Annotated in this window: 16 protein-coding genes and 1 pseudogene; 7 read left to right on the top strand and 10 right to left on the bottom strand. The window is 60.0% G+C overall.

What is annotated here, in order from left to right; all coding sequences use genetic code 11:
• Window positions 1-6 precede the first annotated feature (6 nt).
• The 6 genes from F8N85_RS14680 to gcl all read right to left on the bottom strand — a co-directional run bounded on the left by F8N85_RS14680 (window position 7) and on the right by gcl (window position 7,828).
• A complete protein-coding gene (locus F8N85_RS14680; protein WP_150804285.1) occupies window positions 7-927 on the bottom strand; it encodes an urea transporter in 921 nt (306 codons plus the stop codon).
• Between the two features lie 156 nt (window positions 928-1,083).
• Window positions 1,084-2,499 carry a pyruvate kinase gene (pyk, locus tag F8N85_RS14675; protein WP_150804284.1) on the bottom strand — a complete coding sequence of 472 codons (1,416 nt, stop codon included), beginning with the start codon at window positions 2,497-2,499 and terminating at the stop codon, window positions 1,084-1,086.
• Window positions 2,489-3,769, bottom strand: coding sequence for a glycerate kinase (locus F8N85_RS14670; RefSeq protein ID WP_150804283.1), 1,281 nt, complete (start codon window positions 3,767-3,769; stop codon window positions 2,489-2,491). Before F8N85_RS14670 ends, pyk begins: the two co-directional genes overlap by 11 nt.
• 274 nt (window positions 3,770-4,043) lie before the next feature.
• Window positions 4,044-4,934, bottom strand: a complete 891-nt coding sequence (locus tag F8N85_RS14665; protein WP_150804282.1) for a 2-hydroxy-3-oxopropionate reductase — start codon at window positions 4,932-4,934, stop codon at window positions 4,044-4,046.
• A 206-nt stretch (window positions 4,935-5,140) separates the two neighbouring features.
• Window positions 5,141-5,923 carry a hydroxypyruvate isomerase gene (gene hyi / locus F8N85_RS14655; RefSeq protein ID WP_150804280.1) on the bottom strand — a complete coding sequence of 261 codons (783 nt, stop codon included), beginning with the start codon at window positions 5,921-5,923 and terminating at the stop codon, window positions 5,141-5,143.
• Between the two features lie 129 nt (window positions 5,924-6,052).
• Complete coding sequence (gcl, locus tag F8N85_RS14650; RefSeq protein ID WP_150804279.1) at window positions 6,053-7,828, bottom strand: glyoxylate carboligase; 1,776 nt, start codon at window positions 7,826-7,828, stop codon at window positions 6,053-6,055.
• Between the two features lie 266 nt (window positions 7,829-8,094).
• Here gcl and F8N85_RS14645 point away from each other — a divergent pair, with 266 nt between their 5' ends.
• Both F8N85_RS14645 and F8N85_RS14640 read left to right on the top strand, forming a co-directional pair.
• On the top strand, window positions 8,095-8,535 hold the full coding sequence (locus F8N85_RS14645; RefSeq protein ID WP_150804278.1) for a GlcG/HbpS family heme-binding protein: 441 nt from the start codon (window positions 8,095-8,097) through the stop codon (window positions 8,533-8,535).
• A 215-nt stretch (window positions 8,536-8,750) separates the two neighbouring features.
• A pseudogene (locus F8N85_RS14640) lies at window positions 8,751-9,220 on the top strand (REP-associated tyrosine transposase).
• 125 nt (window positions 9,221-9,345) lie between these two features.
• Here F8N85_RS14640 and F8N85_RS14635 read toward each other — a convergent pair.
• On the bottom strand, window positions 9,346-9,951 hold the full coding sequence (locus F8N85_RS14635) for a TetR/AcrR family transcriptional regulator (RefSeq protein WP_150804277.1): 606 nt from the start codon (window positions 9,949-9,951) through the stop codon (window positions 9,346-9,348).
• 134 nt (window positions 9,952-10,085) lie between these two features.
• Here F8N85_RS14635 and F8N85_RS14630 point away from each other — a divergent pair, with 134 nt between their 5' ends.
• Window positions 10,086-11,012 (top strand): DUF808 domain-containing protein, encoded by a 927-nt coding sequence (locus F8N85_RS14630; protein ID WP_150804276.1) that lies wholly within the window; start codon window positions 10,086-10,088, stop codon window positions 11,010-11,012.
• 198 nt (window positions 11,013-11,210) lie between these two features.
• Here the strand turns inward: F8N85_RS14630 and F8N85_RS14625 are convergent, their stop codons facing one another.
• Window positions 11,211-11,999, bottom strand: a complete 789-nt coding sequence (locus tag F8N85_RS14625) for a VacJ family lipoprotein (RefSeq protein WP_150804275.1) — start codon at window positions 11,997-11,999, stop codon at window positions 11,211-11,213.
• Entirely contained in the window at window positions 11,992-13,290 is a 1,299-nt protein-coding gene (locus F8N85_RS14620; protein WP_150804274.1) for a serine/threonine protein kinase, read from the bottom strand. The genes F8N85_RS14625 and F8N85_RS14620 overlap by 8 nt, the downstream gene beginning before the upstream one ends.
• Before the next feature lie 236 nt (window positions 13,291-13,526).
• On the opposite strand from F8N85_RS14620, the gene F8N85_RS14615 reads away from it, so the two are divergent.
• Window positions 13,527-13,895, top strand: a complete 369-nt coding sequence (locus F8N85_RS14615) for a hypothetical protein (RefSeq protein WP_150804273.1) — start codon at window positions 13,527-13,529, stop codon at window positions 13,893-13,895.
• 126 nt (window positions 13,896-14,021) lie between these two features.
• Here the strand turns inward: F8N85_RS14615 and F8N85_RS14610 are convergent, their stop codons facing one another.
• Window positions 14,022-15,617, bottom strand: coding sequence for a beta (1-6) glucans synthase (locus tag F8N85_RS14610; RefSeq protein WP_150804272.1), 1,596 nt, complete (start codon window positions 15,615-15,617; stop codon window positions 14,022-14,024).
• A 325-nt stretch (window positions 15,618-15,942) separates the two neighbouring features.
• Here F8N85_RS14610 and F8N85_RS14600 point away from each other — a divergent pair, with 325 nt between their 5' ends.
• From F8N85_RS14600 to F8N85_RS14590, 3 genes are all read left to right on the top strand, one after another.
• Window positions 15,943-16,791: a glycine betaine ABC transporter substrate-binding protein gene (locus F8N85_RS14600; RefSeq protein WP_150804271.1), complete on the top strand. Its 849-nt coding sequence runs from the start codon at window positions 15,943-15,945 to the stop codon at window positions 16,789-16,791.
• A 192-nt stretch (window positions 16,792-16,983) separates the two neighbouring features.
• Window positions 16,984-17,295: a DUF485 domain-containing protein gene (locus F8N85_RS14595; RefSeq protein WP_150804270.1), complete on the top strand. Its 312-nt coding sequence runs from the start codon at window positions 16,984-16,986 to the stop codon at window positions 17,293-17,295.
• Window positions 17,292-18,950 (top strand): cation acetate symporter, encoded by a 1,659-nt coding sequence (locus F8N85_RS14590; protein WP_150804269.1) that lies wholly within the window; start codon window positions 17,292-17,294, stop codon window positions 18,948-18,950. Before F8N85_RS14595 ends, F8N85_RS14590 begins: the two co-directional genes overlap by 4 nt.
• Window positions 18,951-19,075 lie beyond the last annotated feature (125 nt).

Here is a 19,075-nt window from a genome sequence, read left to right as displayed (position 1 = left end):
CGATGATCAGCGAAGCCTAGGGTGATTCTCCTCGATTACGCAAGGCGCACTGTCCATTGCCGTCTGGCGCAACACCCGAGTGCCGGCGTGGACCAGCCAGCAGGCGAAGATGAAAGGCGCGGTGAGAGCAGAAAGACCCAAGGCACTGAAACCGGGTGTCAGCAGTATGGCCAGGGCAATGCCGAGCAGCGGTAACCATGGGTAACGACGTTGCTGGCTTAGGGCGAGAGCGGCCAGTGCCGGATTGTAGCCGTTCAGGCCGAGTAACGCGGTCGAGGATTCGTTGAGCAGTAAAGCGCACGCCAGACCAATGCCTGCGCCCAGTAATGCCCAGGCGCCAGCGCGACGATTGGCAATCAGCAGCCCGGCAGCGATCAGCATGCCGGCCAATGGATGGTCGAGCAGCATGATCTGGCCCAGCCCTTTGAACCCGGCACCCAGCACGTTGAGGGTATCCAGTTCGGGCAGCTGGATGGCAGTCGGCTGATGGGGTGTGGCGAGACTGAGCAGCAGCCAACTCAAGCCCACGAACGGTGCGGTGTAGGCGGGCAGGCAAAACTGTTCGCGGGTGCGTTTGAGCCATTGCTGGGTGAGGATCGCACTAAGGCCGCCGCAGGCGATGATCAGCGGCGGCAGTATCACGGACCAGGCGAACTGCTGGCTCAGCAGCAGGCCCAGCAGGACGCCGTTGTAACTGTAGAGCCCGGCCTGGCGCTCGGCCTTGTCATAGCCGCGCCGTTGCGCGGTGAGCAAACCGGCGACGCCGCCCAGCAGGGCACCGCCGAGCAGCGTCGGCGCGGTCAGCAGAATCGCCAACAGACACAGCAAGCCGCAGAGCGGATGACGCTGCAGGAAAATCTGGCTGAAGCCGTTGAGCAGGGCGGTGGCCCAGTCGGGGCAGTGGGTGTTGAAGTGCTGAGTGGACATGGTGGGGTCTGTGGATAGGGGGAAGGCTGATAAGCCGCGGCGCCCCCATCGCGAGCAGGCTCGCTCCCACACTGGATCTTCGGTGTACACGCGATAGGTGTTCAACGCCGATCGAATGTGGGAGCGAGCTTGCTCGCGATGAGGCCGGCACAGGCGCTAGATCAACGTCTCGATGCGCAACGAGTTAGTCGACCCCGGCTGACCAAAAGGCACACCCGCCGTGATCAATAATGTATCGCCACGCTTGGCCATGCCTTGCGCCTGGGCGATTTCCAGGGCGGTGGAGCAGACTTCGTCGACTTGACGCAACCGGTCGTTAACCACCGAGTGCACGCCCCAGGCCACGGTCAGGCGGCGGGCGGTCTGCAGGTTCGGGGTGAGGTTGAGGATCGGCACTGTCGGCCGTTCCCGGGCGGCGCGTAAACTCGAGCTGCCGGACTCGCTGTAGTTCACCAGCACGGCCACCGGCAGGATGCTGCTGATCCGCCGGATCGCACAGCTGATGGCATCGGATACCGTGGCTTCGGCCTGTGGACGGCTGACGTCGAGTTGCGCCTGATAGTCCGGCCCACCTTCGACCTGACGGATGATCTTGCTCATCATCTGCACGGCTTCGAGCGGGTAATCGCCGGAGGCGGTTTCCGCCGAGAGCATCACCGCATCGGCGCCTTCGGCCACTGCATTGGCGACATCCGTGACTTCGGCGCGGGTCGGTGCCGGAGAGAAGCGCATCGACTCGAGCATCTGCGTCGCGACCACCACCGGTTTACCGAGCTGACGGCAGATAGTAATGATGTTCTTCTGGATCTGCGGCACGCTTTCGGCCGGCACCTCCACGCCCAGATCACCCCGGGCGACCATGATTGCGTCGCTCAGCTCGGCGATTTCGCGCAATTGTTCGACCGCTGACGGCTTCTCGATTTTTGCCATCAGGAAAGCTTTGTCACCGATCAGTTCGCGAGCTTCGCGGATGTCTTGCGGGCGTTGTACGAAAGACAGCGCGACCCAGTCGACACCCAGTTCCAGACCGAAGCTCAGGTCGCGACGATCCTTGGCCGTCAACGGGCTCAGCTCCAGCACCGCCTGGGGCACGTTGACGCCTTTGCGGTCGGACAACTCGCCGCCGTTGAGCACCGTGGTGTCGATGGCGTCGGCATGCTTGGCGATGACCCGCAGGCGCAGCTTGCCGTCGTCCAGCAGCAAGTCCATGCCCGGCTCAAGCGCAGCGATGATTTCCGGGTGGGGCAGGTTGACCCGGCGTTGGTCGCCGGGCGTCGGGTCCAGGTCCAGACGCAGCGCCTGACCGCGCACCAGTTGAACCTTGCCCTGGGCAAATTTGCCGACCCGCAGTTTCGGGCCTTGCAGGTCCATCAGAATGCCCAGGGGATAGTTCAGCTGCTGCTCGACTTCACGAATCCACTGGTAACGCTGGGCGTGGTCGGCGTGATCACCATGGCTGAAGTTGAGGCGAAAGATGTTCACCCCGGCTTCGACCAGCTCACGGATGGCGTCGATCCCGTCTGTGGCCGGGCCGAGGGTGGCGAGGATTTTGACCTTCTTGTCAGGCGTCATGTTCAGGGCTCTCGAGAATCAGGATGGCGCGGAAGTCGTTAACGTTGGTGCGGGTCGGTTCAGTGACGATCAACGCGTCCAGGGCGGCGAAGTAGCCATAGCCGTTGTTGTTGTCCAACTCGTCGCTGGCACTCAGGCCCATAGCGGCGGCGCGGGCGTAGCTGTCGGGGGTCATGATGGCGCCGGCGTTGTCTTCGGAACCGTCGATGCCATCGGTGTCACCTGCCAGTGCATACACCCCGGGCAGACCCTTGAGGCTGTCGGTAAGGCTCAGCAGGAATTCAGCGTTGCGCCCGCCCCGGCCGTTGCCGCGCACGGTGACGGTGGTTTCGCCGCCGGAGAGAATCACGCAGGGCGCGGCCAGCGGCTGGCCATGCAGGACCACCTGACGGGCAATGCCCGCATGGACCTTGGCCACTTCCCGGGACTCGCCTTCCAGATCGCCGAGAATCAATGGGCTGAACCCGGCCTGACGCGCTTTCACCGCTGCCGCTTCGAGGGATTGCTGCGGCCGCGCGATCAACTGGAAATGGCTGCGGGCCAGGCTCGGATCGCCGGGTTTGACCGTCTCCGATTCCGCGCTTTGCAGCCAGTTGCGCACCGTCGCCGGCACCTCGATGGCGTAGCGCTGGAGAATCGCCAGGGCTTGGGCCGAGGTGCTCGGGTCGGCCACGGTCGGCCCGGAAGCGATCACGGTCGCCAGGTCGCCCGGTACATCGGAAATCGCATAGGTGTAGACAGTAGCCGGCCAGCAGGCCTTGGCCAGGCGTCCACCCTTGATCGCCGAGAGGTGTTTGCGTACGCAGTTCATCTCGCCGATGGTGGCGCCGGATTTGAGCAGGGCTTTGTTGATCGACTGTTTGTCGGCGAGGGTGATGCCGGCCGCAGGCAGTGCCAGCAATGCCGAGCCACCCCCGGAGAGCAGAAAGATCACCCGGTCGTCTTCGCTGAGGTCGCTGACCAGTTCCAGCACCCGTTTTGCCACGGCCAGGCCGGCAGCATCAGGCACCGGGTGGGCGGCTTCGAGCACTTCGATTTTTTCGCAGGGGGCGCCGTGACCGTAGCGAGTCACCACCAACCCGGACACCTCGCCCTGCCAGCAGCGCTCGACCACTTGCGCCATGGCCGCGGCCGCTTTACCGGCGCCAATCACGATCACCCGACCGCTGCGATCGGTGGGCAAATGGGCTTCAAGGACTTGCTGCGGATGAGCGGCGTCGATGGCTGTGGCGAACAGCTCACGGAGCAATTGTTGCGGATCGACCGACATGGCGGGCTCCGGAATTCTTGTTATTGGGTAGGGCGACAGCTTGTGGGCAAACTCGGTCCAATGTGGGAGCTGGCTTGTTGTGGCGAGGGGGCTTGCCCCCGTTCGATTGCGAAGCAATCGCAAAACCGGTCACTGCATTTCTAATGCAAGATTGCGGTGACTGGCTTCAGGGGCGCTTCGCACCCCAACGGGGCGATGCGGCGTTCCGACAAGCCCCCTCGCCACACAAGCTCGCTCCTACAGGGGGGGGGCGGGCCAACTACAGGTAGCGGCCTTATTTATCGCGAATCGAGAAATTCGCCATGTGCTCCAGGCCTTTGATCAGCGCCGAGTGATCCCAGTTGCTGCCACCGATGGCCGCGCAGGTGCTGAACACTTGTTGGGTATTGGCGGTATTGGGCAGGTTGATGCCCAGCTCGCGCGCGCCGGCCAGGGCCAGGTTCAAGTCCTTCTGGTGCAGGCTGATGCGGAAACCTGGATCGAAGGTGCCTTTGATCATGCGCTCGCCGTGAACCTCGAGGATCTTCGACGAAGCGAAACCACCCATCAGCGCTTCACGCACCTTGGCCGGATCGGCACCGTTTTTCGAAGCGAACAGCAGGGCTTCAGCGACGGCCTGGATGTTCAGCGCGACGATGATCTGGTTCGCCACTTTGGCGGTTTGACCGTCGCCGTTACCGCCGACCAGGGTGATGTTCTTGCCCATGCTCTGGAACAGCGGCAGGACTCGTTCGAAGGCAGTGTTATCGCCACCGACCATGATGCTCAGGGTCGCGGCCTTGGCGCCGACTTCACCGCCGGACACCGGGGCGTCGAGGTATTGCGCGCCTTTTTCGTTGATCTTCGTAGCGAAGGTTTTGGTCGCGGTCGGCGAGATCGAGCTCATGTCGATCACGACTTTGCCTTTGCCGACACCGGCAGCCACGCCGTCGGCGCGGAACAGCACGTCTTCGACCTGCGGGGTATCCGGGACCATGACGATGATGAACTCGGCTTCCTGGGCGACTTCTTTCGGGCTCGCCAGAGCGATCGCGCCACCGGCGATCAGGTCGGCAGGCGCGGCGTCGTGGTGCGCCGACAGGAACAGGCTGTGACCGGCATTCTGCAGGTTCAACGCCATTGGGTGGCCCATGATGCCGGTGCCGATAAATCCGATTTTAGCCATGAGAAAATCCTCTTTTTGTTATGTAGCTAAACAATGTGGTATTGGACGGGCATATACCTGTGGCGAGGGAGCTTGCTCCCGCTGGGGCGCGCAGCGGCCCTAAAACCTGCCATCTCGGTGTGTCAGGCGGTGCGCATACACAGGTTTTACGACTGCTTCGCAGCCGAGCGGGAGCAAGCTCCCTCGCCACAAAAGCCCAGTCTCAGTCAAATCGCGTTATGGGTTTTCAGCCAGCCCAACCCGGCTTCGGTGGTGGTCAGCGGCTTGTATTCACAGCCGACCCAGCCCTGGTAACCGATGCGGTCCAGGTGGGCGAACAGGAAGCGATAGTTGATCTCGCCAGTGCCCGGTTCGTTGCGCCCCGGGTTGTCGGCGAGCTGGATGTGATTGATCTCGTCCAGATGGTCGGCCATGGTCCGGGCCAGGTCGCCCTCCATGATTTGCATGTGGTAGATGTCGTATTGCAGGAACAGGTTGCTGCTGCCCACCTGCTCGCGAATCGACAGGGCCTGGGCGGTGTTGTTCAGGTAGAAGCCCGGGATGTCGCGGGTGTTGATCGCTTCCATCACCAGCTTGATGCCCACCGCTTGCAGCTTGTCGGCGGCGTACTTGAGGTTGGCGACTAAGGTCTTTTCCACGGTGGCATCGTCGACGCCTTGGGGGCGGATGCCGGCCAGGCAATTGACCTGCGTGTTGCCCAGCACTTTCGCGTAAGCGATCGCCAGATCGACACCGGCGCGGAATTCTTCGACCCGATCCGGCAGGCAGGCGATACCGCGCTCACCCTTGGCCCAGTCACCGGCCGGCAGGTTGAACAGTACTTGGGTCAGGCCGTGGGCATCGAGCTGGGCCTTGATCTCAGCGGAGTTGAAGTCATAAGGAAACAGGTATTCGACACCACTGAAGCCGGCCTTGGCGGCAGCTTCGAAGCGGGCAAGAAAATCCTGCTCGGTAAACAGCATGGACAGGTTGGCGGCGAAACGCGGCATGGTGGTCTCCTGTAAATGTGTGAGGCCTGCTGTGGGAGCGAGCTTGCTCGCGAAAGCGGTGTGCCAGACAACAAAGATGTTGAATGTACCGGCCTCATCGCGAGCAAGCTCGCTCCCACAGAGGGACGATCAATCGAGCAACGAAATAGCCGTCGGCGCATCGTTGCCGACCAGCGCCAGGTCTTCGAATTCGTTGACGGCGTTGATCTCGGTGCCCATGGAAATGTTGGTCACACGCTCCAGAATAATCTCGACGATCACCGGAACCTTGAATTCTTCGATCATTTCCTGAGCCTTGCGCAGCGCCGGCTGGATCTGCGCCGGTTCGAACACGCGCAGGGCCTTGCAACCCAGGCCTTCGGCCACCGCGACGTGGTCGACGCCGTAACCGTTGAGTTCCGGAGCGTTGAGGTTGTCGAAGGACAGCTGCACGCAGAAGTCCATATCGAAACCACGCTGCGCCTGACGGATCAGCCCCAGATAGGAGTTGTTCACCACCACGTGGATGTACGGCAGTTTGAACTGCGCGCCCACCGCCAGCTCTTCGATCATGAACTGGAAGTCATAGTCGCCGGACAGGGCCACGACCTTGCGGCTCGGATCCGCCTTGACCACGCCCAGCGCTGCCGGAATGGTCCAGCCCAGAGGGCCGGCCTGGCCGCAGTTGATCCAGTGGCGCGGCTTGTAGACGTGCAAGAACTGCGCGCCGGCAATCTGCGACAGACCGATGGTGCTGACGTAGCAGGTGTCCTTGCCGAACACCTGGTTCATTTCTTCGTAGACCCGTTGCGGTTTGACCGGCACGTTGTCGAAGTGAGTCTTGCGCTGCAGGCTGGCTTTGCGCTGCTGGCAATCTTGCAGCCAGGCGCTGCGGTCCTTCAGTTTGCCGGCGGCTTTCCATTCGCGAGCGACTTCGATAAAGACCTTCAGTGCGCTTGCGGCATCGGAAACGATGCCCAGGTCCGGGGTGAACACACGACCGATCTGGGTCGGTTCGATGTCGACGTGAATGAACCGTCGGCCTTCGGTGTAGACCTCCACCGAGCCGGTGTGACGGTTAGCCCAGCGGTTACCGACGCCCAGTACCACGTCGGACTTGAGCATGGTCGCATTGCCATAGCGGTGTGAGGTCTGCAGACCGACCATGCCGACCATCAGCGGGTGATCGTCAGGGATGGTGCCCCAGCCCATCAGGGTAGGGATCACCGGGATACCGGTCAGTTCTGCGAACTCTACCAGCAGCTCGCTGGCATCGGCATTGATGATGCCGCCACCGGCCACCAGTAATGGGCGTTCGGCCTGATCGAGCATGGCCAGGGCTTTCTCGATCTGCACCCGGTTGGCCAAGGGTTTGGCCAGCGGCAGCGGTTCGTAGGCGTCGATGTCGAATTCGATTTCGGCCATCTGCACGTCGAACGGCAGGTCGATCAGCACCGGGCCAGGGCGGCCGGAGCGCATTTCGAAAAAGGCTTTCTGGAAGGCGTAAGGCACCTGGCCGGGTTCCAGAACGGTGGTTGCCCATTTGGTCACTGGCTTGACGATGCTGGTGATATCGACCGCCTGGAAGTCTTCCTTGTGCATACGGGCGCGGGGTGCCTGGCCAGTGATGCAAAGGATCGGGATCGAGTCGGCCGAGGCGCTGTAGAGCCCGGTGACCATGTCGGTACCGGCAGGCCCGGAAGTACCGATGCATACGCCGATGTTGCCGGCTTTAGTGCGGGTGTAACCCTCGGCCATGTGCGAGGCGCCTTCAACGTGGCGCGCGAGGACGTGATCAATGCCGCCAATCTTTTGCAGGGCGGAGTACAGCGGGTTGATGGCTGCACCCGGGATGCCAAAAGCGGTATCAACCCCTTCACGGCGCATCACCAGAACGGCGGCTTCGATTGCTCTCATTTTGCTCATGGTTTTGTGCCTCTTACGTTTTGTAATTGTATACAAGTGGCTTTGCGCAGAGTGTATTCACGGCGGACGGCGCAGGTCAATCCATTTTATCAAGCGGCTGTTTCATTTCGTCAGAAGCCGGAAGTGCTGTGACTTTTCGTCGCACGAGCCGATTTTAGATAATTATTGTATACAAAAAAATAACTCATTGTGTTCTATTTGTTGTATCGGATTTCGCCTCGCCGAAGTCCACAGGCTTCTTCCATAACAAAATAAGGACGGCACCCATGAGCGCTTTAACCTTGAAAGTCGCAGTCAGCCTGACCGGTCGAGCCCTAGTCGCGGGGCGCAAGATCGCCGCGGCACCGCTGACCATTGCGGTACTCGATGCCGGCGGGCATCTGCTGAGCTTGCAGCGTGAAGACGGCGCGAGCCTGCTACGGCCGCAGATCGCCATCGGCAAAGCCTGGGGCGCGATTGCCCTGGGCAAGGGGTCGCGATTACTGGCGCTGGACGCGCAACAGCGGCCGGCGTTTATCGCCGCGCTCAATAGTCTGGGGCAGGGCAGCGTGGTGCCGGCGCCGGGCGGGGTGTTGATTCGGGATCAGGAGGGTGTGGTGATCGGCGCCATCGGCATCAGCGGCGACACCTCGGACATCGACGAACAATGCGCGATCAGCGCCATCGAGGCGCAGGGGTTGCGGGCGGATGCGGGGGTGAGTGCTTGATGGGTGTTGATTGATCCACCGCTATCGCGAGCGAGCTCGCTCCCACATTGGACTGATGGTGGACACAAAATATGTGAACACAATCGATCCCTGTGGGAGCGAGCTTGCTCGCGATAGCTATCTACTGGACACATCCAGACTAAAATTCTGCCCCACCGTCCGTCATTTACAGGTCTAGCCTTTCCATGAATTCATCATGTGAAAGAGGCAAAGGAATGCCTGATTTACCTGCTTCGCATCGCCTGCGTATCGCCTGCGCATTGGCCGCTATGCCGAGCCAAACCGCATTTACCTACTGACCACCAATACCCTCGACCGAGAACCGGTTTTTGAGGATTTTGTCTTGGGCAGATTGGTCGTTGACCAATTTCGAAGTGCACAGGATCAGGGTTGGGCGAACTCATTGGCCTGGGTGGTCATGCCCGATCACTTTCACTGGTTGATCGAGTTGGAGCACGGATCGTTGGGCGAACTGATGCAAAAAACCAAGTCATTGAGTACGCGAGCGGTGAACATGTCCTCTGGGCGCAAGGGCAGTCTTTGGCAGCCTGGCTATCACGACCGAGCGCTACGGTGGGAGGAGGATCTGGTAAAGCTGGCCAGGTACGTCGTAGCAAACCCATTGCGCGCGGGATTGGTCGAGCGTCCTGGCTACTATCCGCTGTGGGATGCTATTTGGATCTGATAGAAATCCGAGTTGCCCCCATTCGCGAGCAAGCTCGCTCCCACATTTGCTCTCTAGTGTTCACGGGATTTGTGTTCGCCGAAGATCATGTGTGGGCCTGCTCGCGAAGTGGGCGCCGCGGTCCATCAGTCCAGCTCGCACCCCTTGAGCACCAACCGAATGATGGTCTGCGCCGCTGCTTCATAATCCGCTTCATCGAGCTTGGCCTTGCCGGTGACGACTGATATTTGCCAGTCGAAATCGGCGTAGGTCTGGGTGGCGGCCCAGATGCTGAACATCAGGTGGTTGGGGTCGAGCGGGGCGATCAGGCCGCGGTCGATCCAGGTCTGGATGCAGTCGATGTTGTGCCTGGCCTGGGCGTTGAGTTGTTCGACCTGATCGGGGCTCAGGTGTGGCGCGCCATGCATGATTTCACTGGCGAACACCTTGGAGGCGAACGGCAGGTCGCGGGAGATGCGGATTTTTGAGCGGATATAGCCGCTCAGCACTTCGCTGGGTATGCCCTCGGCGTTGAACGGGGTCGAGGCCTGCAGGATCGGTTCGATGATGCTTTCCAGTACCTCGCGGTAGAGGTTTTCCTTGGACTTGAAGTAGTAGTAGACGTTGGGCTTGGGCAGCCCCGCCTTGGCCGCGATGTCGCTGGTTTTGGTCGCGGCGAAGCCCTTGTCGGCGAACTCTTCGCTGGCTGCACGCAGGATCAGTTCTTTGTTGCGCTCGCGGATGGTGCTCATAAACCAGGTGATTCCTTGCCTGTTCTGGCGGTTGCGCATGGTAGCACCGGCTTTGCGCGAGGCTCAAGAAAGCCCCACAGCGCCTTGGGTCGCGCTATGCTCGTCAAAATTTATTAGCAAAGGAAGCCTGACCCATGGCCGGAAGCAGTTTGCTGCTGTTGATCGATGATATTGCCGCGGTGCTCGATGACGTCTCCTTGATGACCAAAATGGCCGCGAAGAAGACCGCCGGGGTGCTCGGCGACGATCTGGCGCTCAATGCCCAGCAGGTCTCGGGCGTGCGCGCAGAACGTGAAATACCGGTGGTCTGGGCGGTTGCCAAAGGCTCGTTCATCAACAAGTTGATCCTGGTTCCTGCCGCATTGGCCATCAGTGCCTTCGTGCCATGGCTGGTGACTCCACTGTTGATGCTCGGTGGGGCTTACCTGTGTTTCGAAGGTTTCGAGAAACTCGCGCACAAGTTCCTCCACAGCAAGGCCGAAGATCAGGCTGAGCACGCTGAGTTGATCGAGGCCGTGGCCAATCCCGCAGTCGATCTGGTGGCCTTCGAGAAAGACAAGATCAAGGGCGCGGTGCGCACTGACTTCATCCTTTCGGCAGAAATCATCGCCATTACCCTCGGCACCGTGGCCGATGCGCCGCTGATGCAGCAGGTCCTCGTGCTGTCGGGCATTGCCATCGTCATGACCGTCGGTGTCTATGGCCTGGTAGCCGGTATCGTCAAACTCGACGACCTCGGGTTGTGGCTGACCCAAAAGCCCGGGCAGATGGCCAAAAGCATCGGCGGCGTCATTTTGCGCACGGCGCCGTACATGATGAAAGGCCTCGCGGTGATTGGCACCGCGGCGATGTTCCTGGTCGGTGGGGGGATTCTCACCCATGGTGTGCCAGCGGTTCATCACTGGATCGAGCGTGTTACCCAGAGCACCGCGGAACTGGTGGGCGGCTTTTCGCTGATCATGCCGACGTTGCTCAATGCAGTCGCCGGGATTATCGCCGGGGCGGTGGTGTTGGTGGGTGTGATGGCGTTCAGCAAGGTCTGGCGGATGGCGAAGGCCTGAAAAGATCAAAAGATCGTCCGAACGCGGCCCGAACCTGCGGCAGCTCCTACAGAATCGCGTGAATCTGCAATTTCACGGGTGTACCTGGTCGGCGTAGGAGCTGGCGTAGCCTGCGATCTTTTCGGGGGGCTGCAAAGCAACAAAGAAAAAGGCCATTCGATCTGATCGAATGGCCTTTTTCGTTAGCCGCAGTGTGCGTTATTCGGCAATCTGCAACTTGCGCGCCTCGGTGTAGACGTAACGCACCTTTTCGTACTCGAATGGCGAGTTCAGCTGGCCGTAGCGGAAGCTGGTCTGGTAGCGCTTGTCGATGCCGCGCAGGAGCAGGAGCTCCGGGTGGTTCCCGCTGACTTCGGCGACGTTGAGGAAGTTGATCTGCGCTTCCGCCGCGAAGTCGAACACCAGGCCGCCGGTATCGCGCAGGTTCGACGGGCCGAGGATCGGCAGGACAACGTAGGCCCCTCCCGGTACGCCATAGAAGCCCAGGGTCTGGCCGAAGTCTTCGTTCTGGCGCGGCAAGCCCATCATGGTTGCCGGGTCCCACAGGCCGGCGATGCCGATGGTGGTGTTGAGCAACAATCGACCGGTGGTTTCCATCGAGCGCTTGCCCTTGAGCTGAAACAGGCTGTTGAGCAGGTTGGGCACATCGCCGAGGTTGTTGAAGAAGTTGCTCACGCCGGTGCGCAGAAAGGTCGGGGTGATGTATTGATAACCGTTGACCACTGGCAGGAACACCCACTGATCGAAGCGATAGTTGAAGTGGTAGACCCGACGGTTCCACGACTCCAGCGGGTCAAAGACATTCAACGCGTTTAATGTCGAGCGTTCGAATTCGCGCTGGTCCAGGCCGGGGTTGAACTTGAGCCTGGAGAGCGGGAGGGTGAAGCCGTCCTGTTCGACCACGCTGGGTGTATTGGCCTTGCTGTTGTCGGCATTGGCATAGCCTGCGCAGAGCAACGCAGCGATAAGCAGGAGAGGTTTATCCACGGAAGAACTCCAGCATGGCGTCGCTGTTGACGCGGTAGTTGAGGTTGCCGCAATGGCCGCCGTGAGGGTAGACGGTCAGACGATCGCCGAAGGTTTTACGCAGGAAACCGAGGTCACCCGGGCCGAGGATCACGTCGTCGGCGTTGTGCATCACGGCTATTTTCGGGCTGTCGTGCAGATAATCCTTGAGCGCGTAGAGGCTCACCTGGTCGATCAGTTGCAGCACGCTGCCGCCGTCGGTACGGGCGCGCCACATCGGGATCACCTGCTCGGTGAGGTAGCAGTCGAAGTCGCATTGCAACGCACGTTTGAGAAACGGTGTGAGGCTGGTGCCTTCGGTGATCGGGTATTTGGGCGGGGTGATCAGGCCGCGGCGGTTGATCAGGTCCGAGGTAAAGGCGATGTCGGCCGCCGAGAAGCGGAATGAAGTACCGATCAGCATGGCCATTTGTTCGTTGGTCAGGTGCTGCTTGGACTGTTGGAAGTCGTAGAGCAGGGCGTCGTTGAGATCGATATAACCTTTTTGCTGGAAATAGCGGGTCAGCTTGTTCAGCACCAGTTCATAAAACGTGGTGCTGTTGTTGATGCCCTTGACCTCCGTTTGCACAAGCTTGTCGAGGTTGGTGATCGAGGTGTAGAGGTTGACCGGCGGATTGAGCAACAAGACTTTCTTGAAGTTGAAGCTGCGCCGGGTCTCGTCCAGTTTGCTGACAAACGCCGCGTCCAGTGCGCCCAGGCTGTAACCGGTGAGGTAGAAATCGGTGATCGGCAGTTTCGGGTTTTGCGCACGCACGGCCTGCATGACTCGGTACAAATCCTCGGCATCTTCCTGGGTCACCCCTGGGGTCGCAAAGCGTGAAGCGGCGGTCATGAAGTCGAAGCTGGTGGGCGACGACAGCTGCACCACGTGATAGCCGGCTTTGTAATAGAGCTTTTTCAGGTATTCGTTGATGCTGCTGTGATAAGGCGCACCCGTGCCGGCGATCAGGAAAATCAGCGGTGCCGGATGGTCCTGTTTGGCCATGCGGTAGGTAAGCTTTTTCACCGCCCAAAAGTTGTCGGGCAAAGTGAATTCACGCTCCGGACGCAATGTCAGGCTGTAATCCGCCTGGTCGATGTCCTCGTCGGCCGGCAGTTCTGGTCGCAATTCCGGTGGCGTGGTAGCAATCGTTGCCTCGAACGGATTGGTCACCGGGTAGCCATAACTGGCGGCGTCGATATCCACTGCCAGTGCGGACGCACTCAGAATAAGGCCGCCAACAAGGGCAGCGAAGCGCAAGGGTCGGAGCATGACTGAATCCCTTAGAGGAAGGTGCCGGGTAAAGTTTCGCAGGCCTATGACCACCACACTGGTACTGAAGTGCCATTCAGCGGCACAAAAAGTCAGTTCAACGAGCGTTCGTCGGGGCAATAGTAGCCGGACGATACACTTAGCGGCGATTTCGTGAACAGTTATCTGTTGATCTCGCTTGCTTACCCCCGCCGGGCGATTAAGCTGGGCGCCATTTTCGTCTATCGGAGTGCTTCATGTCCCGCCGCCTGCCCGTGATCCTGTTACTCATTGTTTTGCCGTTATGGCTGGCCGCCAGTTATGGCCTGCGTTACGGCTTTATGGAGGATGGGCAGTGGGTCGGCATTTGTGTCGACGAGGCAAGTCGCTGGGAATGCCAGGTGCGCTCGAACCTGGGGCTGATGATTCATTTCCAGATCCTCGGCTGGACGGCGTTGGCGGCAGCGGTGCTCGGGTTTGTGCTGCCGGGGCGTGCGGGCTGGTGGATGGCGGTGCTGGCACTGCTGTTCGGATTTCCGGCGCTGGCCTTGTACAACACCAGTATGGCGGTGTTTGCGGTGGTGATGGGTGGGTTGCGGTTGGTCAGGGCGACTCGCGGCGCCTGATAGTCAGCCTTCGCGGGCAAGCCCGCTCCCACACTTAACCTGAGTCGATCACACCATAGTGGTCTACCGCAGATCTAAATGTGGGGGCGGGCTTGCCCGCGAAGGGGCCTGCAAGAGCGCTGAAAATTACCTTTTGCGAACCCGCAAGCTGCGCCACAGTGCGGCAACCATCAATCCGCTCACCAGCGCCCAGCCCCAGGCCTGCTGGTTTTCCAGGCCTTCGCGGTATAGCTGCGGGGCGATGCCGACACCGATGATAAAGGCCAGCAGGGCAATCTCTGCACGCGGCACCCGGACCGGGCGGCACAGGTAGACCAGTGCCGGCAGCAACAAAGCGGCGCTCGGGAAACTGCGGTAGCGCGGGTCGAACACCAAGGCGAGCATCATCACCGCGCCAGCGAAACCTGCGGCCGCCAGCAGCCAGCCGGCGCGCTGCTCCAGCCAGTTGAAGGCACGCTCACGCCAGGCGGTTTTGCTACTCAGCGCCAGCGCAGCGTGTGCCAGTACCAACAGATTCAAGCCAACCAGTAATCCCGCCCAGATCCATTCGCCGGCAAAACGGCTGGTGACCCGCGCCAATTCACCCCAGGTGCCGATGGAGCAGGCCGCGACTGCACCGAGCAGCGGCAGGATCAGCGCTGCCCGAGTGCCGCGCACGCGACCCCCGAGGATCAGCGTGCCGAGGAAGACCAAGCCACCGATGCCCAGCCACAGAGGCCAGAAGGGCAGGTTCGACACCGGCCCGGCCAGCACGCCCTTGTCTTGACGATTGGCATCGAACAGCCCCCAGTAACCGCCCACCGCACCTTCGCTGGCGCGCTTCCACGGCTGGTCGAAGGCTTCGATCAGGTTGTAGTGCCAGCCTTGCTGCTCGGCCATCGCGACAAAGCCGCGAATGAACCGGGCTTCATTGACCCGGCTCGGCACCGCGGTTTCGCGCTGGCGGCCTTCGCTTGGCCAGCCGGTTTCGCCAATCATCACGTCCTTGGGCGCAAAGCTCTTGCCGAACACCTGGCGGACTTCGGCGACGTGATTGAGCGCGGCGTCGATATTGGAGGGGTCATCTTCCCAATACGGCAGCAAGTGGATGGTCAGAAAGTCCACGGTTGGCGCGATTTCCGGATGCTTGAGCCAGAACTCCCAGACATCGGCGTAGGTCACCGGCTGTTTGACCTGGCTTTTCACCTTGAGAATCAATTTTGCCAATTGCGCGCCGGTGACCTCCTTGCGCAACAGGACTTCGTTACCGACGATCACCGAGGTCACGACATCGGCGTTGGCATTGGCGGAAGCGATCAGCAAGTCGACTTCCTTGGCGGAGTCCACCGGATTGCTGTTGATCCAGGCACCGATCATCAGTTTCAAGCCGTGCTTGCGCGCCAGGGCGGGGAGGGCTTCGAGGCCGGTCATGGAATAGGTGCGGATGCATTCGAAGCGGGTGGCCAGCAACGCGAGGTCGGCATCCATGCGTTCGGGGCGCAGCTTGAACGGCTGGTCGAACGGCGATTGGTCTTTATCGAATGGGGTGTAGGAGGCGCATTGCAGCTTGTGCGTGGCGCTGGCCACATCCGGCAGCAGTACCGGTTGGCCGAGGCCGTACCAGAAACCGCAAAGGGCAAACAGGCCAAGCAGACAGGCGAACAGGTAAGGTAAAAAAGCGAAGCGTGCAGTCGCGGGCATGGTCTGGCCGGATGGGGGCAAAGCCGCGCATCTTACCTGCATTTATCACCCGCTTGGGCGGCTGCATGGTTTTGATATGCAAAGTTCGGGCGGGATCCGTCGTCGTATTTCTACTTGCCGTCGTTAATGGCGTTCTGATGTCGTTTCTCGTTGCCTTGAGGTCGCTGCCAGAGCAGGTCGCCGATCACGGCAGGTTGATGATCGGTGCGTCAGTACTCCGCTGATGTTCGAACAGGTTTGGTGGTAGGGCGTGAAGGGGGCGCTGGCGCCGAAGTTGACTAACAGAACTAGCCACACAGGCCGCTGAATAACAATAAGTTGACGCCGCTCGGCATCCGTCGGGCGCAGCACTTTCGGGGAAGTAACGATGAAGATGCGACGACTCTTAGGTGCAGGTGCCGCTCTGGTGCTTGCAGTTGGTTCCACTCTGGCCAGTGCCGACAGCAAAACCCTGAGCATCGGCTACGTCGACGGTTGGTCGGACAGCGTGGCGACCACCCATGTGGCGGCCGAGGTGATCAAAACGCTCGGTTATGACGTCAAGCTGCAGGCTGTGGCGACCGGGATCATGTGGCAGGGTGTTGCAACCGGCAAGCTCGATGCGATGCTCTCGGCCTGGCTGCCGGTGACTCACGGTGAGTACTGGGCCAAGAACAAGGACAAGGTGGTCGATTATGGCCCCAACTTCAAGGACGCGAAAATCGGCCTGATCGTGCCGGAGTACGTCAAGGCGCAGACTATCGGCGACCTGAAAGAAGACACTACCTTCAAGAACAAGATCGTCGGGATCGATGCCGGCTCGGGTGTAATGCTCAAGACTGATCAGGCGATCAAGGACTATGGCCTCGATTACAAGCTCCAGGCCAGTTCCGGTGCGGCGATGATTGCCGAACTGACGCGTGCCGAAGAGAAGAAAGAGTCCATTGCGGTCACCGGTTGGGTGCCACACTGGATGTTCGCCAAGTGGAAACTGCGCTTCCTTGATGATCCAAAAGGTGTTTACGGTGCTGCTGAAACGGTAAACAGCATCGGCAGCAAAGGTCTGGAAAAGAAGGCTCCGGAAGTTTCGGCTTTCCTGAAAAAATTCAACTGGGCGTCGAAAGACGAAATTGGCGAAGTAATGCTGGCAATTCAGGACGGTGCCAAGCCTGAAGCAGCTGCCAAGGACTGGGTGGCCAAGCATCCGGAACGGGTTGCCGAGTGGACCGCCAAATAATCTATCGAAGCGTCTAAACCGCTGCTATTAAGACCGTCTGGCGTTCGCGCCAGACGGTCTTTTGCGTTGTTGGGGGTGACAATTCGTCACTGGAGTCATGTCGTTCTAATACTAAGGTCGTCTGGAACCAGATCTGTAGCCGCATAGAGTGGAATACGTTGCAATTCAATCTGTGCTGCGAGGACAAAAACAATGAACGACAGCATTTACCTCTCGATTCAAAACAGCCCGCGTTTCAAGGAGCTGGTCAGTAAAAGAGAGCGGTTCGCCTGGATTCTCTCGGCGATCATGCTTGGGCTTTACGCGGGCTTTATCCTTTTGATTGCTTATGGACCCCATATACTAGGGGCGAAAATCAGCCCTGAGTCATCGATTACCTGGGGTATACCCATTGGTGTCGGGCTGATTCTTTCGGCCTTTGTCCTGACTGCGATCTACGTTCGACGCGCCAACGGCGAATTCGACGACCTGAACAATGCGATTCTCAAGGAGGCTCAGCAATGATCCGGCGTCTAATTGCGGCATTCGGTATAGCGGCCTTCGCCCCGGCAGTCTGGGCGGGGGAAGCCTTGACCGGCGAGGTGCAAAAACAACCACTCAACGTTTCAGCGATCCTGATGTTCGTCGCGTTCGTTGGCTTGACCCTGTGCATCACTTACTGGGCTTCCAAGCGTAACAATTCGGCGGCCGACTACTATGCGGCGGGCGGCAAGATCACCGGTTTCCAGAACGGTCTGGCAATTGCCGGTGACTACATGTCGGCGGCGTCCTTCCTGGGTATTTCCGCGCTGGTGTACACCTCCGGTTATGACGGCCTGATCTACTCGATCGGCTTCCTGGTGGGTTGGCCGATCATTCTGTTCCTGATCGCCGAACGTCTGCGCAACCTGGGTAAATACACCTTTGCCGACGTAGCGTCCTACCGTCTCGGGCAAACCCAGATCCGCACCCTGTCGGCCAGCGGTTCGCTGGTGGTAGTGGCGTTCTACCTGATCGCGCAAATGGTGGGTGCCGGCAAGCTGATCCAGCTGCTGTTCGGTCTGGACTACCATATCGCGGTAATCCTGGTCGGTATCCTGATGTGCATGTACGTGCTGTTCGGCGGCATGCTGGCGACCACTTGGGTGCAAATCATCAAGGCCGTGTTGCTGCTCTCGGGCGCTACTTTCATGGCTGTCATGGTGATGAAGTACGTTAACTTCGACTTCAATGCGTTGTTTGCCGAAGCGACCAAGGTTCACGCTAAAGGTGAAGCAATCATGAGCCCCGGCGGTCTGGTGAAGGATCCGGTATCGGCATTCTCCCTCGGCCTGGCGTTGATGTTCGGTACTGCGGGCCTGCCGCACATTCTGATGCGCTTCTTCACCGTGAGTGACGCTAAAGAAGCTCGCAAGAGCGTGCTGTATGCCACTGGCTTCATCGGCTACTTCTACATCCTGACCTTCATCATCGGCTTCGGCGCGATCCTGCTGGTCAGCACCAACCCGGCCTTTAAAGATGCTGCTGGCGCGCTGTTGGGCGGCAACAACATGGCGGCGGTGCACTTGGCTAACGCGGTAGGTGGCAGTATCTTCCTGGGCTTCATCTCGGCAGTAGCGTTCGCGACCATTCTGGCTGTTGTGGCTGGTTTGACCCTGGCCGGTGCTACGGCGGTGTCTCACGACCTTTACGCCAGCGTGATCAAGAAGGGCAAAGCCAACGACAAGGACGAGATCCGTGTCTCGAAAATCACCACCGTCTGTCTGGGCGTGCTGGCGATCGGTCTGGGCATTGCGTTCGAAAGCCAGAACATCGCGTTCATGGTCGGCCTGGCGTTCTCCATCGCGGCGAGCTGTAACTTCCCGGTGCTGCTGCTTTCCATGTACTGGAAGAAGCTCACCACCCGTGGCGCGATGATCGGTGGCTGGTTGGGTCTGATAAGCGCTGTTGGTTTGATGGTGCTTGGGCCAACCATTTGGGTGCAGATCCTGCATCACGAGAAGGCGATCTTCCCGTATGAGTACCCTGCGCTGTTCTCGATGGGTATTGCCTTTGTCGGGATCTGGTTCTTCTCCATCACTGACAAGTCGGCTGCGGCAGACAAGGAGCGGGCGCTGTTCTACCCGCAATTCGTTCGCTCGCAGACTGGTCTGGGCGCGAGTGGGGCGGTGTCGCACTAAGGTTTCAAGCTTCTATATATAAGCTGCGTTAAATGGAAATGCCCCGGTCGAGAGACTGGGGCATTTTTGTTTGGGGGGCACGCAACTCCCCCTGTGGGAGCGGCGGTGCGGCGATCCGACTTGCT

Origin of the sequence: Pseudomonas fluorescens (genome assembly GCF_902497875.1) — a bacterium.
Classification (GTDB): Bacteria; Pseudomonadota; Gammaproteobacteria; order Pseudomonadales; family Pseudomonadaceae; genus Aquipseudomonas; species Aquipseudomonas fluorescens_BR.
Note: the sequence above shows the minus strand (reverse complement) of the source record. Positions and strands in the feature narration are given on the sequence as shown.

Coding starts and splice junctions, on each gene's coding strand:
- F8N85_RS14680 (WP_150804285.1), bottom strand. CDS start 927: ATGTCCACTCAGCACTTCAACACCCACTGCCCCGACTGGGCCACCGCC.
- F8N85_RS14610 (WP_150804272.1), bottom strand. CDS start 15,617: ATGCAGGTAAGATGCGCGGCTTTGCCCCCATCCGGCCAGACCATGCCC.
- F8N85_RS14645 (WP_150804278.1), top strand. CDS start 8,095: ATGAGCGCTTTAACCTTGAAAGTCGCAGTCAGCCTGACCGGTCGAGCC.
- F8N85_RS14665 (WP_150804282.1), bottom strand. CDS start 4,934: ATGGCTAAAATCGGATTTATCGGCACCGGCATCATGGGCCACCCAATG.
- F8N85_RS14630 (WP_150804276.1), top strand. CDS start 10,086: ATGGCCGGAAGCAGTTTGCTGCTGTTGATCGATGATATTGCCGCGGTG.
- F8N85_RS14635 (WP_150804277.1), bottom strand. CDS start 9,951: ATGAGCACCATCCGCGAGCGCAACAAAGAACTGATCCTGCGTGCAGCC.
- hyi (WP_150804280.1), bottom strand. CDS start 5,923: ATGCCGCGTTTCGCCGCCAACCTGTCCATGCTGTTTACCGAGCAGGAT.
- F8N85_RS14620 (WP_150804274.1), bottom strand. CDS start 13,290: ATGCTCCGACCCTTGCGCTTCGCTGCCCTTGTTGGCGGCCTTATTCTG.
- F8N85_RS14595 (WP_150804270.1), top strand. CDS start 16,984: ATGAACGACAGCATTTACCTCTCGATTCAAAACAGCCCGCGTTTCAAG.
- gcl (WP_150804279.1), bottom strand. CDS start 7,828: ATGAGCAAAATGAGAGCAATCGAAGCCGCCGTTCTGGTGATGCGCCGT.
- F8N85_RS14600 (WP_150804271.1), top strand. CDS start 15,943: ATGAAGATGCGACGACTCTTAGGTGCAGGTGCCGCTCTGGTGCTTGCA.
- F8N85_RS14590 (WP_150804269.1), top strand. CDS start 17,292: ATGATCCGGCGTCTAATTGCGGCATTCGGTATAGCGGCCTTCGCCCCG.
- F8N85_RS14670 (WP_150804283.1), bottom strand. CDS start 3,769: ATGTCGGTCGATCCGCAACAATTGCTCCGTGAGCTGTTCGCCACAGCC.
- F8N85_RS14615 (WP_150804273.1), top strand. CDS start 13,527: ATGTCCCGCCGCCTGCCCGTGATCCTGTTACTCATTGTTTTGCCGTTA.
- pyk (WP_150804284.1), bottom strand. CDS start 2,499: ATGACGCCTGACAAGAAGGTCAAAATCCTCGCCACCCTCGGCCCGGCC.